The sequence below is a fragment of the Massilia sp. LjRoot122 genome (assembly GCF_964252725.1).
Lineage (GTDB): Bacteria > Pseudomonadota > Gammaproteobacteria > Burkholderiales > Burkholderiaceae_D > Telluria.
In genome coordinates this window covers 5,277,932-5,294,587 of the sequence record NZ_CAXUPB020000001.1, presented here as the reverse complement: position 1 = coordinate 5,294,587, position 16,656 = coordinate 5,277,932, and the positions used below count along the sequence as shown (strand labels likewise).

Here is a 16,656-nt window from a genome sequence, read left to right as displayed (position 1 = left end):
CGCGCAGATGGACGGCGCGATCCTGGTGTGCTCGGCCGCTGACGGCCCGATGCCACAGACCCGCGAGCACATCCTGCTGGCGCGTCAGGTTGGCGTTCCGTACATCATCGTGTTCCTAAACAAGTGCGACCTGGTCGACGACGCAGAACTGCTGGAACTGGTTGAAATGGAAGTCCGCGAGCTCCTCTCGAAGTACGAGTTCCCAGGCGACGACCTGCCAATCATCAAGGGTTCGGCACGTATGGCGCTGGAAGGCCAGCCGGGCGAAATGGGCGAAGACTGCATCATCCGTCTGGCTGAAGCCCTGGACACCTACATCCCGACCCCGGAACGTGCCGTTGACGGCGCCTTCCTGATGCCGGTGGAAGACGTGTTCTCGATCTCGGGCCGCGGTACCGTGGTGACCGGTCGTGTCGAGCGCGGCATCATCAAGGTCGGCGAAGAAATCGAAATCGTCGGTATCATCGACACCGTGAAGACCACCTGCACCGGCGTGGAAATGTTCCGCAAGCTGCTGGACCAGGGTCAAGCTGGCGACAACGTCGGCCTGCTGCTGCGCGGCACCAAGCGTGAAGACGTCCAGCGTGGCCAGGTTCTGGCCAAGCCGGGCTCGATCAAGCCGCACAACCACTTCACCGGTGAGATCTACGTCCTGTCGAAAGACGAAGGCGGCCGTCACACCCCGTTCTTCAACAACTACCGTCCTCAGTTCTACTTCCGTACGACTGACGTGACCGGTTCGATCGAGCTGCCGGCAGACAAAGAAATGGTCATGCCAGGCGACAACGTGTCGATCACCGTCAAGCTGATCGCTCCGATCGCGATGGAAGAAGGTCTGCGCTTCGCAATCCGCGAAGGTGGCCGTACCGTCGGCGCCGGCGTGGTTGCCAAGATCCTGGCTTAATAGCCAAGGTAGAGGGAAGCAGAACAACGCTTCCCTCGAACAGCATTGTCTGGTACGCGCGTACCATGTATAATGCTGGATTCAGCGAGAAGTTTTCGTAGGGGTGTAGCTCAATTGGCAGAGCGTCGGTCTCCAAAACCGAAGGTCGCGGGTTCGATTCCCTCCGCCCCTGCCACCGAATTCTGGTGCGCAGCACCGAAAGTAAAAAAGAATGTCTAATCAATCCGTGCAAACTGTCAGCACCTCGAATGACAAGTTCAAGGTCGCACTGGCGGTGGTTGCTGTGATTGCAGGCGTCGTCGGGTTCTTCTACCTGACTGGCCAGAACAAACCAGCCTTGGTCGCCGCCGGCGCCCTCTTGGCTGGTTTAGTTTTTGCTGTCCTGCTTTTGTGGACCTCCACCACCGGCCGTGATTTCCTGAGCTTCGCCAAGGAGTCGGTGCGCGAGACCAAGAAAGTTGTTTGGCCGACCCGTCGGGAAGCCACCCAGATCACCGGCATCGTGTTCGCCTTCGTGGTCGTGACGGCGATTTTCCTGTGGGGCACGGATAAGGTTCTTGAATTCCTGTTGTACGACCTGGTCCTGGGGTGGAAAAACTGATGAGCGATAACGTGCAAGACAACGCGCCGGGCCAAGACCCGGCGCAAGACGCTGGTGCGGCTCCTGTGAGTGTCCCGGTCAACAACAAGCGCTGGTACGTCGTCCATGTCTACTCGGGCATGGAAAAGAGCGTGATGCGCGCGCTGACCGAGCGCATCGAGCGCGCCGGCATGCAGCAGCAGTTCGGCCAGATCCTGGTTCCGACCGAGGAAGTCGTCGAAATGCGCAACGGCACCAAGGCCGTCTCCGAGCGTCGTTTCTTCCCGGGCTATGTCCTGGTTGAGATGGAAATGACGGACGAGACCTGGCACCTGGTCAAGAACACGTCCAAGGTCACCGGCTTCATTGGCGGCAAGTCGAACAAGCCGACGCCGATCCCGGCGCGCGAGATCGACAAGATCATGCAGCAAGTCCAGGAAGGCGTCGAAAAGCCGCGTCCGAAAGTGCTGTACGAAGTGGGCGAGCAGGTGCGTATCAAGGAAGGCCCGTTCACCGACTTCAACGGCAACGTCGAGGAAGTCAACTACGAAAAATCGAAGGTGCGTGTGTCTGTCACCATCTTCGGCCGCGCAACTCCGGTGGAGCTGGAGTTCGGGCAGGTAGAGAAAGTCTAAAACGCCATTACGGAGCGTCGCAGCAGCAAGGCGGAATCCGGAAAGAGGAGCCCCGCCGAAGAGTAGTAGCGGTGGGGCGCTACTACTCAATGCCAACTTAGGAGCCAGACATGGCAAAGAAGATTATTGGCTTTATCAAGCTGCAAGTCGCAGCCGGTAAGGCAAACCCATCCCCACCGATCGGCCCAGCACTGGGTCAGCGCGGCCTGAACATCATGGAATTCTGCAAGGCGTTCAACGCCCAGACCCAAGGTTTCGAGCCGGGCATGCCGATCCCTGTCGTGATCACCGCGTTCGCCGACAAGTCCTTCACCTTCGTGATGAAGACCCCGCCGGCAACCTACCTGATCAAGAAAGCCGCTGGCATCACCAAAGGTTCGCCGAAGCCACATACCGACAAGGTTGGCACGCTGACCCGTGCCCAGGCTGAAGAAATCGCAAAAACCAAGCAGCCGGACCTGACCGCCGCCGACATGGACGCCGCAGTGCGTATCATCGCCGGCTCGGCACGTTCGATGGGCATCACGGTGGAGGGTGTGTAATGGCTAAGCTGTCCAAGCGCGTCAAAGAAATGAAAGCAAAAGTGGATCGTAACAAGGTCTACGCGTTCGACAACGCTGTGTCGATCATCAAGGAATTCGCAACCGCCAAGTTCAACGAGTCGATCGACGTCGCCGTGCAACTGGGCGTGGATCCGAAGAAGTCGGACCAAGTGGTCCGCGGTTCGGTCGTGCTGCCAGCTGGCACCGGCAAGACCGTGCGCGTCGCTGTCTTCGCATCGGGCGACAAGGCTGAAGCTGCTAAAGCAGCCGGCGCCGACATCGTCGGTATGGAAGACCTGGCAGAGCGCGTGAAGGCCGGCGACATGCCGTTCGACATCGTGATCGCTTCGCCGGACACCATGCGTATCGTCGGTACCCTGGGCCAGATCCTGGGCCCGCGCGGCCTGATGCCGAACCCGAAGGTCGGCACCGTGACCCCGGACGTCGCTACCGCCGTCAAGAACGCCAAAGCCGGTCAGGTCCAGTACCGTACCGACAAGGCTGGTATCGTCCACGCTACCATCGGTCGCAAGTCGTTCTCGGACGAACAGCTGAAGACCAACCTGGTCGCGTTGATCGATGCCCTGAACAAGGCCAAGCCGGCAACCTCGAAGGGCGTGTACCTGCGTAAGGTCGCCCTGTCGTCGACCATGGGCGCTGGCGTCCGTGTCGATCACGCTTCGATCGCTGCTTAATCGACAAGGGCTTGCCCTTGTCATTCCCGGCACTGCCGGGAATGACTCCCGGCGAAGGCCGGGATCCAAGGGCGGTAAAAGTTTAAGTCCCCGCTGAACATCGCGGGGCGCATCTTTGGGCTGTCGGGGCAGATCAGCGCTCCGGCAGGCAATCAAAGACCGTTGGGCCGATGGCAGAGGTTGAGCCGGAGGTTAATAGACCACCCAACGCAGATGGTGTACCCGAACAAGTTTTGTAGTCCACGCTGCGTGAATTCATCCGCGTTAGTTTTGACTTCTTAACTTCGGACGCCGTGTTCGAACCGATGCAGACATGTTGTCCGCATCATTTAAGGAGATTGACCGTGGGTCTTAATCTGAATGACAAAAAGGCCGTCGTCGAAGAGGTGAGCGCTAAGGTTTCGACCGCGCAAACCATCGTCGTGGCTGAGTACCGTGGCATCCAGGTTGCTCACTTGACCAAACTCCGTGCAACCGCACGCGCCCAGGGCGTCTACCTGCGTGTTCTGAAGAACACGCTGGCACGTCGCTCTGTGGAAGGCACCCAGTTTGCCGCGCTTGCCGATTCCATGACCGGCCCGCTGATCTACTCGATCTCGGACGACGCCGTTGCAGCAGCGAAAGTCATCAACGACTTCGCCAAAACCAACGACAAGCTGGTTGTGAAAGCCGGTAACTACGCTGGCAAGCAGCTCGATGTGGCTGGCGTGACCGCGCTGGCAAGCATCCCGAGCCGCGAAGTCCTCATCGCCCAGCTGCTGGGCGTCATGCAGGCACCGGTGTCTGGCTTTGCACGAGTTCTGGCTGCAGTCGCAGCACAAAAAGGCGAAGGCGCCCCTGCTCCGGCAGCGGAAGCCGCCGAAGCGTAATCGCTTCGCGACTTTTTGTTCAAGTAGAACCAATCCTGTACTACACACACACAATATTTGGAGTTTCAAATGGCAATTAGCAAAGAAGAGTTCCTGGACGCAGTTGGCGCAATGTCGGTCATGGAACTGAACGACCTGGTCAAGGCTTTCGAAGAGAAGTTCGGCGTGTCGGCAGCTGCAATGTCGGCACCGGCAGCTGGCGGCGGCGCTGCTGCAGCTGCTGCTGAAGAGCAGACCGAATTCAACGTCGTGCTGACCGAAGTCGGCGCGAACAAGGTCGGCGTCATCAAAGCCGTCCGTGAAATCACCGGCCTGGGCCTGAAGGAAGCCAAAGACGTCGTCGACGGCGCACCGAAGACCGTGAAAGAAGCCCTGCCGAAAGCTGACGCTGAAGCCGCTAAGAAGAAGCTGGAAGAAGCTGGCGCCAAGGCCGAGCTGAAGTAATACATATGCATTGGGCACTCTCGCAGTGCCCAGCGCGGGAGTCAAAGCTTGCGGAACCTGCCGAAAGGGAGGGGATGCGGCTTTGGCTCTTTTGTCGTCCCTGCAGCAAACGTCCGCGTCAGGTGCCGATAAGCAACATCAGCAGTAAGCAGTACCGGGTTCAGAAATATCGTAACACAGCAGTACGGCTGTCTTAATCACTTGGCGGGAAAGCAGAGGCTTCAGGCCTTGCGTGTGGTGTGACCACCACTGGCAATTCCTGAATTCTCATCCTTTCTGTCACTCACGGAGTGTCCATGCACTACTCATTTACTGAGAAGAAGCGCATTCGCAAGTCGTTCGCGAAGCGCGCCAACGTTCACAACGTTCCTTATCTTCTGGCTACCCAGCTCGAATCCTACGAGAATTTCCTGCAAGCGGACGCCGTTCCCTCCGTGCGCAAGAACGAGGGCCTGCAGTCGGCCTTCAGCTCCATCTTCCCTATCGTGTCGCACAATGGTTTTGCGCGCCTCGAGTTCCTGTCCTATGTGCTGGGCGACCCCGCGTTTGACGTGAAAGAGTGCCAGCAGCGTGGCCTGACCTTCGCGTCGCCGCTGCGCGCCAAGGTGCGTCTGGTGATCCTGGATAAGGAATCGCCGACCAAGCCGGTCGTGAAGGAAATGAAAGAGCAGGAAGTGTACATGGGCGAACTGCCGCTGATGACCACGAACGGTTCGTTCGTCATCAACGGTACCGAGCGCGTCATCGTCTCGCAGCTGCACCGCTCGCCTGGCGTGTTCTTCGAACACGACCGCGGCAAGACCCACTCGTCGGGCAAGCTGCTGTTCTCGGCTCGTATCATTCCTTACCGCGGCTCGTGGCTGGACTTCGAATTCGATCCGAAAGACATCCTGTTCTTCCGCGTCGACCGCCGCCGCAAGATGCCGGTCACGATCCTGCTGAAAGCCATCGGCATGACGCCGGAGCAGATCCTGGCGAACTTCTTCGTCTTCGACAATTTCACCCTCCGCAACGAAGGCGGCGAGCTGGAGTTCGTGTCCGAACGCCTGCGCGGCGAAGTCGCGCGCTTCGACATCGTCGATCCGAAGTCGGGCAAGACCATCGTCACCAAGGACAAGCGTATCAACGCCAAGCACGTCCGTGACATCGAAGCCGCCGGCATCAAGAGCATCTCGGTGCCGGAAGACTACCTGCTGGGCCGCGTGCTGGCCAAGAACATCGTCGACCAGGACACCGGCGAAGTCATCGCCGTCGCCAACGACGAGCTGACCGAAGAACTGCTGGGCAAGCTGCGCGACGCCAGCGTGACCGACATCCAGACGCTCTACACGAACGACCTGGACCAGGGCGGCTACATCTCGCAGACCCTGCGCACCGACGACACCGCCGACCAGACCGCCGCTCGCGTGGCGATCTATCGCATGATGCGTCCTGGCGAACCGCCGACCGAAGAATCGGTGGAAGCCCTGTTCAACGGCCTGTTCTACAGCCCGGAACGCTACGACCTGTCGGCTGTCGGCCGCATGAAGTTCAACCGCCGTATCGGCCGTGACGAACTCGTGGGCGACATGACCCTGTCGAACGAAGACATCCTGGCCGTGATCAAGATCCTGGTCGAGCTGCGCAATGGCCGCGGCGAAGTCGACGACATCGATCACCTGGGTAACCGCCGCGTGCGTTGCGTCGGCGAACTGGCTGAGAACCAGTTCCGTGCCGGCCTGGTGCGCGTGGAACGCGCCGTCAAGGAACGCCTCGGCCAGGCCGAAGCGGATAACCTGATGCCGCATGACCTGATCAACAGCAAGCCGATCTCGGCCGCGATCCGTGAATTCTTCGGTTCGTCGCAGCTGTCGCAGTTCATGGACCAGACCAACCCGCTGTCGGAAGTCACCCACAAGCGCCGCGTCTCGGCCCTTGGCCCGGGCGGTCTGACCCGCGAACGTGCAGGCTTCGAGGTGCGCGACGTGCACCCGACCCACTACGGCCGCGTGTGCCCGATCGAAACGCCTGAAGGCCCGAACATCGGCCTGATCAACTCGCTGGCACTGTACGCCCGCCTGAACGAATACGGCTTCCTGGAAACCCCGTACCGCAAGGTCGAAGGTTCGAAGGTCACCGAGCAGATCCACTACCTGTCCGCGATCGAAGAAGGCCGCTACATCATCGCCCAGGCGAATGCTGCCATCAACGAAGAAGGCCAGCTGGTCGACGAACTGGTGTCGGCACGTGAAGCAGGCGAAACCATCCTGGTCTCGCCGGAACGCATCCAGTACATGGACGTGGCCCCGGGCCAGATCGTGTCGGTTGCAGCTTCGCTGATTCCGTTCCTCGAGCACGATGACGCGAACCGTGCACTGATGGGCGCCAACATGCAGCGCCAGGCCGTGCCTTGCCTGCGTCCGGAGAAAGCCTTCGTCGGTACCGGTATCGAGCGCACCGTGGCGGTCGACTCGGGCACCACCGTGCAGGCCCTGCGCGGCGGTGTGGTGGACTACATCGATGCAGGCCGTGTGGTGATTCGCGTCAACGACGACGAAGCAACCGCGGGCGAAGTCGGTGTCGACATCTACAACCTGATCAAGTACACCCGTTCGAACCAGAACACCAACATCAACCAGCGTCCGATCGTGCAAGTGGGCGATCGCGTGGCACGCGGCGACGTCATCGCCGACGGCGCCTCGACCGACCTGGGCGAGCTGGCACTGGGCCAGAACATGCTGGTGGCCTTCATGCCGTGGAACGGCCTGAACTTCGAAGACTCGATCCTGATCTCGGAAAACGTGGTCAAGGACGACCGCTACACCTCGATCCACATCGAGGAACTGAGCGTCGTCGCACGTGACACCAAGCTGGGCGCGGAAGAAATCACCCGCGACATCTCGAACCTGGCCGAGAACCAGCTGGCTCGCCTGGACGAGTCGGGCATCGTCTACATCGGCGCCGAAGTGCAGGCTGGCGACGTGCTGGTCGGTAAGGTCACCCCGAAGGGCGAGACCCAGCTGACCCCGGAAGAGAAGCTGCTGCGCGCGATCTTCGGCGAAAAAGCCTCGGACGTGAAGGACACCTCGCTGCGCGTGCCTTCGGGCATGGTCGGCACCGTCATCGACGTGCAAGTGTTCACCCGCGAAGGCATCCAGCGCGACAAGCGCGCCCAGCAGATCATCGACGACGAGCTGAAGCGCTACCGCCTGGACCTGAACGACCAGATGCGTATCGTGGAAGGCGACGCCTTCCAGCGTCTGGAGCGCATGCTGATCGGTAAAGTGGTCAACGGCGGTCCGAAGAAGCTGGCGAAGGGTGCCGCGATCACCGCCGAATACCTGGCGGACCTGGACAAGTTCCACTGGTTCGACATCCGTCCGGCCGACGACGACACTGCGAACGCCCTCGAAGCGATCAAGGAATCGATCAACGAGAAGCGCCACCAGTTCGACCTGGCCTTCGAAGAGAAGCGCAAGAAGCTGACGCAAGGCGACGAGCTGCAGCCTGGCGTGCAGAAGATGGTCAAGGTCTACCTGGCCGTCAAGCGCCGCCTGCAGTCGGGCGACAAGATGGCAGGCCGCCACGGTAACAAGGGTGTGGTCTCGCGTATCGTGCCGGTGGAAGACATGCCGTTCATGGCAGATGGTACCCCGGCCGACGTCGTGCTGAACCCGCTGGGCGTCCCGTCGCGTATGAACGTCGGTCAGATCCTCGAAACCCACCTCGGTTGGGCGGCGAAGGGCCTGGGCCTGCGTATCGGCGACATGTTGCGCGCTCAAGCGAAGGCAGAAGAAGTCCGCGGCTTCCTGGGCAAGATCTACAACGAGACCGGCCGCAAGGAAGACCTCGACAGCTTCAGCGATGAAGAGATCCTGACCCTGGCGAACAACCTGAAGAACGGCGTGCCGTTCGCTACCCCGGTGTTCGACGGTGCGCATGAGTCGGAAATCCGCCGCATGCTGGACCTGGCCTTCCCGGACGAGATCGCGAACCACCTGGGCATGACCCCGTCGAAGAACCAGGTCACGATGTTCGACGGCCGCACCGGCGAAGCATTCGAGCGCAAGGTCACCGTCGGCTTCATGCACATGCTGAAGCTGCACCACCTGGTCGACGACAAGATGCACGCCCGTTCGACCGGTCCGTACTCGCTGGTGACGCAGCAGCCGCTGGGTGGTAAAGCCCAGTTCGGCGGCCAGCGCTTCGGTGAGATGGAGGTGTGGGCACTGGAGGCGTACGGCGCATCGTACGTGCTGCAGGAAATGCTGACCGTGAAGTCGGACGACGTGAACGGCCGTACCAAGGTGTACGAGAACCTGGTCAAGGGCGATCACGTGATCGACGCCGGCATGCCGGAATCGTTCAACGTGCTGGTGAAGGAAATCCGTTCGCTGGGTATCGACATCGATCTCGAGCGCAACTAAGCAGGGCCGCATGGCCGCCAGCCTTCGGGCTGGTCCGCGACCTTCGAGTCGTCGCCCCGGCGCAGGCCGGGGCCTAAGTCCGGTGAATAGCCGGCAAACTTGGATCCCGGCCTGCGCCGGGATGACGTTTTCAAGGGTAGCGGGCTCAGCAAGCACCGGCGAAAATCGGTGAGAAGCGGCGGTAGTAGTACTCAGTAAAGAATTCAATCACCTGGAGTGATACATGAAAGCACTGCTCGATCTATTCAAGCAAGTTCAGCAAAACGAGAGCTTCGACGCCATCAAGATTGGCCTGGCGTCGCCCGAGAAAATCCGTTCGTGGTCCTACGGCGAAGTCAAGAAGCCGGAAACCATCAACTACCGCACCTTCAAGCCTGAGCGCGACGGTCTGTTCTGCGCCAAGATCTTTGGCCCGATCAAGGACTACGAATGCCTGTGCGGCAAGTACAAGCGCCTGAAGCACCGCGGCGTCATCTGCGAGAAGTGCGGCGTCGAAGTCACGCTGGCCAAGGTGCGCCGTGAGCGCATGGGCCACATCGAGCTGGCCTCGCCGACCGCGCACATCTGGTTCCTGAAGTCGCTGCCGTCGCGTCTGGGCATGGTCCTGGACATGACCCTGCGCGATATCGAACGCGTGCTGTACTTCGAAGCATACGTCGTGACCGATCCTGGCATGACCCCGCTGAAGAAGTGCCAGATCATGTCGGAAGACGACTACGCCGCCAAGTACGAAGAGTACGGCGACGACTTCACCGCATTCATGGGCGCCGAAGGCATCCGTGAACTGCTGCGCTCGATCGACATCCACCGCGATGCCGAAGCCCTGCGCGTCGAGCTGAAGGAATCGAAGTCCGAAGCGAAGATCAAGAAATACGCCAAGCGCCTGAAAGTGCTCGAGGCGTTCCAGCGCTCGGGCATCAAGCCTGAGTGGATGATCATGGAAGTGCTCCCGGTCCTGCCGCCGGAGCTGCGTCCGCTCGTCCCGCTGGATGGTGGCCGTTTCGCGACCTCCGACCTGAACGACCTGTACCGCCGCGTCATCAACCGTAACAACCGCCTGAAGCGCCTGATGGAACTGCGCGCTCCGGAAATCATTACGCGTAACGAAAAGCGCATGCTGCAGGAAGCGGTCGACTCGCTGCTGGACAACGGCCGTCGCGGCAAAGCGATGACCGGCGCCAACAAGCGTCCGCTGAAGTCGCTGGCTGAAATGATCAAGGGTAAGGGCGGCCGTTTCCGTCAGAACCTGCTGGGCAAGCGCGTCGACTACTCGGGCCGTTCGGTCATCGTGGTCGGTCCGCAGCTGAAACTGCACCAGTGCGGTCTGCCGAAGCTGATGGCCCTGGAACTGTTCAAGCCTTTCATCTTCAACAAGCTGGAACTGATGGGTCTCGCGACCACCATCAAGGCGGCGAAGAAGCTGGTCGAAATCCAGGAACCGGTGGTCTGGGACATCCTGGAAGAAGTCATCAAGGAACACCCGGTCATGCTGAACCGTGCACCAACCCTGCACCGTCTCGGTATCCAGGCGTTCGAGCCGGTCCTGATCGAAGGTAAAGCCATCCAGCTGCACCCGCTGGTCTGCGCGGCGTTCAACGCCGACTTCGACGGTGACCAGATGGCAGTCCACGTGCCGCTGTCGATCGAAGCGCAGATGGAAGCGCGCACCCTGATGCTGGCGTCGAACAACATCCTGTTCCCGTCGAACGGCGAACCGTCGATCGTGCCGTCCCAGGATATCGTGCTGGGTCTGTACTACGCGTCGCGCGAGGCGATCAACGCCAAGGGCGAGGGCATGCTGTTCCCGGACGTGTCGGAAGTCATCCGCGCGTACGACAACAAGGAAGTCGAACTGGCGACCCGCATCACCGTGCGTATCGTCGAGAACCCGAAGGACCCGGTCACCGGCGAATTCGTGCAGACCCTGACCCGCTACGAGACCACCGTCGGTCGTGCGATCCTGTCCGAGATCCTGCCGAAAGGCCTGCCGTTCTCGGTGCTGAACCGCGCGCTGAAGAAGAAGGAAATCTCGAAACTGATCAACACGTCGTTCCGCAAGTGCGGCCTGCGTGCGACCGTCGTCTTCGCGGACAAGCTGATGCAGTCGGGCTTCCGCCTGGCGACCCGCGCCGGCATCTCGATCGCCGTCGACGACATGCTGATCCCGGACGTCAAGAAGGGCATGATCGCGACCGCCGAAGCGGAAGTGAAGCAGATCGAGCAGCAGTACGCTTCGGGTCTGGTCACCGCCGGCGAGCGTTACAACAAGGTCGTCGACATCTGGGGCAAGACCTCGGATGAAGTCGGCAAGGCGATGATGGACCAGCTGAAAGTGGAGCCGGTCATCAAGCGTGACGGCACCGAAGGCACCCAGGAATCGTTCAACGCGATTTACATGATGGCCGACTCGGGCGCCCGTGGTTCGGCAGCCCAGATCCGCCAGCTGGCCGGTATGCGAGGCCTGATGGCCAAGCCGGACGGTTCGATTATCGAAACGCCGATTACCGCGAACTTCCGCGAAGGCCTGAACGTTCTGCAGTACTTCATTTCGACCCACGGCGCCCGTAAGGGTCTGGCGGATACGGCACTGAAGACCGCGAACTCGGGTTACCTGACCCGTCGACTCGTCGATGTGACCCAGGATCTGGTGGTGACCGAAGACGATTGCGGCACCAGCAACGGTACCCACATGAAGGCGATGGTCGAAGGTGGTGAAGTCATCGAAGCCCTGCGCGACCGTATCCTCGGCCGCGTGACCGGCACCGATGTCGTCAACCCGGAAACCCAGGAAACCGTGTTCGAAGCCGGCACCCTGCTGGACGAAGACATGGTCGAAGAGATCGAACGTCTCGGTATCGACGAAGTGAAGGTCCGCACCCCGCTGAACTGCGACACGCGCTTCGGCCTGTGCGCAATGTGCTACGGCCGTGACCTCGGCCGCGGCATGCTGGTGAACAGCGGCGAAGCAGTCGGGGTGGTTGCAGCACAGTCGATCGGTGAGCCGGGTACCCAGCTGACCATGCGTACCTTCCACATCGGTGGTGCGGCATCGCGTGCAGCAGTGGCATCGTCGGTCGAAGCCAAGTCGAACGGCACGGTCCGCTTCACCGCGACCATGCGTTACGTCACCAACGGCAAGGGCGCGCAGATCGTCATCTCGCGTTCGGGCGAAGTCCTGATCACCGACGACCACGGCCGTGAGCGTGAGCGTCACAAGGTGCCGTACGGCGCGACCCTGATCGTCAAGGACGGCCAGGTAGTCAAGGCCGGTACCGCGCTGGCGACCTGGGATCCGCTGACCCGTCCGATCATCACCGAGTACGCAGGTACCATCAAGTTCGAAAACGTGGAAGAGGGCGTTACCGTCGCTCGCCAGGTGGACGAAGTGACCGGCCTGTCGACCCTGGTGGCAATCGATCCGAAGCGCCGCGGTTCGGGCAAGGTCCTGCGTCCGCAGGTCAAGCTGCTGAACGAAGAAGGCCAGGAAGTGAAGATCGCCGGCACCGAACACGCCGTGACGATCGGCTTCCAGGTCGGCGCACTGATCATGGTCAAGGACGGTCAGCAGGCAACGGTGGGTGAAGTGCTGGCACGTATCCCGACCGAATCGCAGAAGACCCGTGACATTACCGGTGGTCTGCCGCGCGTTGCCGAACTGTTCGAAGCACGTTCGCCGAAAGACGCGGGCATGCTGGCGGAAGTCACCGGTACCGTCGCGTTCGGTAAAGAGACCAAGGGCAAGCAGCGCCTGGAAATCACCGACATGGACGGCGCCAAGCACGAGTTCCTGATCACCAAGGACAAGCAAGTGCTGGTGCACGACGGCCAAGTGGTGAACAAGGGCGAGATGATCGTCGATGGTCCGGCCGATCCGCAGGACATCCTGCGTCTGCTGGGTATCGAAGCGCTGGCACGTTACATCGTCGACGAAGTGCAGGACGTGTACCGTCTGCAGGGCGTGAAGATCAACGACAAGCACATCGAGGTGATCGTTCGCCAGATGCTGCGCCGCGTGCAGATCGTCGAAGCCGGCGACACCGACTACATCGTCGGCGAGCAGGTGGAGCGTTCGGAGCTGCTGGAAGAGAACGACAAGGTCGTCGCTGCTGGCAAGCTGCCGGCAACCTACGAAAACGTGCTGCTGGGTATTACCAAGGCATCGCTGTCGACCGACTCGTTCATCTCGGCCGCATCGTTCCAGGAAACCACCCGCGTGCTGACCGAAGCGGCGATCATGGGCAAGCGCGACGGTCTGCGCGGCCTGAAGGAAAACGTCATCGTCGGCCGCTTGATTCCTGGCGGTACCGGTCTGGCATTCCACCGCGCCCGCAAGGAGAAGGAAGTGTGGGAGGCGGAAGAGCGCCAGGCACTGCTGCAGCAGGAGAAGGCCAACATGGCTGCCGAACTGCAGGCGATGGAAGACCAGCAGAATGCTGCGGCTCCGGCGGAGCAGCATCATGGTGAGGGCGAGTGATCGTTCTAGCTAGCTGAAATGAGGACGGCACCCAGAAGGGTGCCGTTTTTTTTCCGGCATCAGACTACCGGGGCGCTTACGCTGCAATACAAACGTACGACGCTTTTAAGAGTTTCACGGTAGAATGAAAAATTAACATTGTTGACGACGTGTTTTTGGATGGGGTTTGCGATGTCTGTTTTAACGAGAAATAACGTCCAGGTTGCCGGCAATGGGGCCGCCACCATGGTATTTGCGCACGGTTTCGGCTGCGACCAGACCATGTGGCGTTTCATTACTCCTGCGTTCGGCGAACGTTTCCGCACGATTGCATTTGACCTTGTCGGCAGCGGGCGCTCCGATCTCAGCGCCTACGACAAGACGAAGTACGGCACGCTGCATGGCTATGCCGACGACCTGCTCGAGATCCTGGACGAGTGCGCCACAGGACCGGTCGTCTTCGTGGGACATTCGGTCAGTACGATGATCGGCCTGCTGGCGACCATCAAGGCGCCCGAGCGCTTCGTTGCCCAGGTCATGGTCGGTCCATCGCCCTGCTACATCAACGACGGCGACTATATCGGCGGATTCAAGCGGGAAGACATCGAAGAACTGCTCGAGACACTCGATGCCAACTATCTGGGGTGGTCGAGCAGCCTGGCGCCCGTCATCATGGGCGCACCGGACCGGCCCGAGCTGCGCGAGGAACTGAAGAACAGTTTCTGCCGCAATGATCCCGACATTGCCAAACATTTTGCGCGTGTCACCTTCCTGTCGGACCACCGTGCCGATCTGCCCCAATCGCAGGTGCCCGCACTCATCCTCCAGTGCAGCGACGACCTGATCGCACCCCGTGCCGTCGGCGACTACCTGCACCGCCACCTGCCCAAAAGCACCCTTCATATCATCGAGAATGTCGGCCACTGTCCACATATGAGCGCGCCTACCGAAAGTTCGCGGGCGATCGATGCCTTCCTTGCCAACACCCTCCGCTGACCCAGGCAGCGACGGGCTGCCTTCGGACCAGCTGTTTTTCGCGCAGGCCGCTTGCGCACTGGCGGTGACGAACGCCGATGGACTGATCCTGAGAGCGAATGCAACGGCCTGCCGCTGGCTCGGCTACGACAACGATGAACTGGTCGGCAGGCTGCGCATGCCGGACCTGTTGCCGATCGGCGCACGCCTGTTTCACCACACGCATTGCCTGCCTATCCTCCAGGTCATGGGCTCGGTGGCGGAGATACAGGTTGACTTGCGCAACCGGCAAGGCGAGCGCATCCCCATGCTCATCAACATCATGCGCGTGGTGGACGAGGGACGGGTGTTCGACCAGTGGGCGCTGTTCAAGGCGTCCGATCGCAGGGCATACGAGCGTGAGCTGCTTATCGCGCGCAAGACGGCCGAAGCCGCACTTGAGGCACGCCAGGGCGCGGAAGCGCAGCTGAAAGCCCTGAACGAGCAGCTGTCCGCCGCCGACCGCCGCAAGGATGAGTTCCTTGCGACCCTGTCGCATGAATTGCGCAATCCGCTCGCGCCGATGCGCAGCGCCCTCGACGTCCTGACGATGAAGTTGAAGGGGGTGGCAGACGAACGCCTCCTGTCGGCCTTCGACCGCCAGCTCCGCCACCTGACCCGGCTGGTCGACGACCTGATGGAAGTGTCCCGTATCACCCAGGGGCGCATGCAGCTACAGCAGGAACCTGTCGAGCTCACCGCACTGGTGCAGAGTGCCGCCCAGGACGTCACGCCATTGATGCAGGCCGCCGGCCATACGCTGCGCGTGTCGGCGCTACCGCCGCCTGTGGTCGTCAATGGCGATGCCACGCGCCTTGCGCAGGTGATTTTGAACCTCCTGACCAATGCCGCAAAGTACACGCCGGACGGCGGCCTGATCGATCTATCCTTGTCGTGCAAGGAAGGACATGCCGAGATCCGGGTCCGCGACAACGGCATCGGCATTCCCGCCGAAGCCCTGGGCAGCGTGTTCAACATGTTTTCCCAGCTCGAGCCGGCGCTCGAGCGGGCCCAGGGCGGACTGGGTATCGGCCTGGCCCTGGTGCGCGGCATCGTCAAACTCCACGGCGGCACCATCCGCGCAGACAGCGCCGGGCCAGGGAAGGGCAGTGAATTTACCCTGCGATTACCGCTCGTGGCGGAAACCGTACGCGAGCAAAGCCCACAGTCCGATGGGCCGGCGGCTGCCGGACTGCGCGTCATGGTTGTCGACGATAATCAGGATGCTGCCGAGACGTTGACTATGGCGTTAGGAATGTTCGGTTGCGAGGTCAGGGTGGCACACTCTGCGGAGGCCGCACTGGATATCGCAGCCCGCTTCACACCGCAGGTCGCCTTGCTCGATATCGGTCTGCCCGACATGAACGGCTACGAACTGGCCCGGCGCCTGCGAGGCATGCCCGCCATGGCGCAAGCCGTTCTCATTGCCACGACCGGATGGGGGCAGGAAAAGGATCGTGAAATGGCGTTCGGTGCCGGGTTCAATCACCACCTGACCAAGCCGATCGATTTCGAGCAGTTGCGTCGCTTGCTGGCCTCATCCATGTGACGCAGCAGGCGCTGCCGCCGGCGCACACGCATTGGTGCAGCGCTTGAAGCTCGCATTGCAGGCATCGACCCGTTCGCTGTTCCGCCGTTGCGCCGCACGGCGATCGTTCGCCCGCGCCGACTCGGACCACACCTGGCCTGCTCCGTCCGCAGTCCGCGCAAACGGGTTCTTCTCTTCCAGCTTGGGCAAGGTATCGAGTTCGGTCAGCCTGCCTGCGCGCTTCGTGCATTGTTCCTTTTCAGACGTACACACCGATGTGCACACCGAGGCTTCCTCAGCCTGGGCCAGAGGGGCCGCCATGACGCCGAGCAGGGCGACGAGCAGAATAGAAGGGTTCACCTGGATTCCTTTCGCTGACGAAGCAGCTTTTCAATGCAATGCCTGAAGTACCACAAGCATTCTAAATCGACTCGACGCCTCAATAGTTCATCCGAAGACCGGGTCAGCGCAACTTATCCTCCGAGGGTAGGAAGCGATGCGTCCCGCACAATGTTGGCCATCTAACTCAGCCGTACGCCCCCTCCGTGTAATGACTGCTATGATGCACCGCTGAGTTAACGATCCA

The 16,656-nt window shown here is 61.0% G+C and carries 12 protein-coding genes and 1 tRNA gene; 12 read left to right on the top strand and 1 reads right to left on the bottom strand.

The features are described 5' to 3' along the window. From tuf to ACSQ25_RS23255, 12 genes are all read left to right on the top strand, one after another. A partial coding sequence (gene tuf, locus ACSQ25_RS23310; protein WP_436108001.1) for an elongation factor Tu occupies window positions 1-904 on the top strand: 904 nt, incomplete at its 5' end. Between the two features lie 99 nt (window positions 905-1,003). Continuing rightward, window positions 1,004-1,079, top strand: a tRNA-Trp gene (locus tag ACSQ25_RS23305). 36 nt (window positions 1,080-1,115) lie between these two features. Beyond that, a complete protein-coding gene (gene secE, locus ACSQ25_RS23300; RefSeq protein WP_436108000.1) occupies window positions 1,116-1,505 on the top strand; it encodes a preprotein translocase subunit SecE in 390 nt (129 codons plus the stop codon). Beyond that, on the top strand, window positions 1,505-2,119 hold the full coding sequence (gene nusG, locus ACSQ25_RS23295; protein WP_436107999.1) for a transcription termination/antitermination protein NusG: 615 nt from the start codon (window positions 1,505-1,507) through the stop codon (window positions 2,117-2,119). The genes secE and nusG overlap by 1 nt, the downstream gene beginning before the upstream one ends. A 110-nt stretch (window positions 2,120-2,229) precedes the next feature. Further along, on the top strand, window positions 2,230-2,661 hold the full coding sequence (gene rplK / locus ACSQ25_RS23290) for a 50S ribosomal protein L11 (RefSeq protein ID WP_020653552.1): 432 nt from the start codon (window positions 2,230-2,232) through the stop codon (window positions 2,659-2,661). Then, entirely contained in the window at window positions 2,661-3,356 is a 696-nt protein-coding gene (rplA, locus tag ACSQ25_RS23285; protein ID WP_436107998.1) for a 50S ribosomal protein L1, read from the top strand. The genes rplK and rplA overlap by 1 nt, the downstream gene beginning before the upstream one ends. A gap of 344 nt (window positions 3,357-3,700) precedes the next feature. Further along, window positions 3,701-4,225, top strand: a complete 525-nt coding sequence (gene rplJ, locus ACSQ25_RS23280) for a 50S ribosomal protein L10 (RefSeq protein ID WP_436107997.1) — start codon at window positions 3,701-3,703, stop codon at window positions 4,223-4,225. 69 nt (window positions 4,226-4,294) lie between these two features. Continuing rightward, on the top strand, window positions 4,295-4,669 hold the full coding sequence (gene rplL / locus ACSQ25_RS23275; RefSeq protein ID WP_436107996.1) for a 50S ribosomal protein L7/L12: 375 nt from the start codon (window positions 4,295-4,297) through the stop codon (window positions 4,667-4,669). A 296-nt stretch (window positions 4,670-4,965) separates the two neighbouring features. Beyond that, window positions 4,966-9,075, top strand: coding sequence for a DNA-directed RNA polymerase subunit beta (gene rpoB / locus ACSQ25_RS23270; protein ID WP_436107995.1), 4,110 nt, complete (start codon window positions 4,966-4,968; stop codon window positions 9,073-9,075). 223 nt (window positions 9,076-9,298) lie between these two features. Next, window positions 9,299-13,549, top strand: coding sequence for a DNA-directed RNA polymerase subunit beta' (rpoC, locus tag ACSQ25_RS23265; protein ID WP_436107994.1), 4,251 nt, complete (start codon window positions 9,299-9,301; stop codon window positions 13,547-13,549). 171 nt (window positions 13,550-13,720) lie between these two features. Continuing rightward, the gene (locus ACSQ25_RS23260; protein ID WP_436107993.1) at window positions 13,721-14,524 is read left to right on the top strand and encodes an alpha/beta fold hydrolase; all 804 of its coding nucleotides are present in this window, start codon (window positions 13,721-13,723) and stop codon (window positions 14,522-14,524) included. After that, complete coding sequence (locus ACSQ25_RS23255; protein WP_436107992.1) at window positions 14,496-16,091, top strand: hybrid sensor histidine kinase/response regulator; 1,596 nt, start codon at window positions 14,496-14,498, stop codon at window positions 16,089-16,091. The genes ACSQ25_RS23260 and ACSQ25_RS23255 overlap by 29 nt, the downstream gene beginning before the upstream one ends. On the opposite strand, the gene ACSQ25_RS23250 is transcribed toward ACSQ25_RS23255, so the two are convergent. Continuing rightward, entirely contained in the window at window positions 16,080-16,430 is a 351-nt protein-coding gene (locus tag ACSQ25_RS23250) for a hypothetical protein (protein WP_436107991.1), read from the bottom strand. The genes ACSQ25_RS23255 and ACSQ25_RS23250 overlap by 12 nt on opposite strands. Window positions 16,431-16,656: the final 226 nt, after the last annotated feature.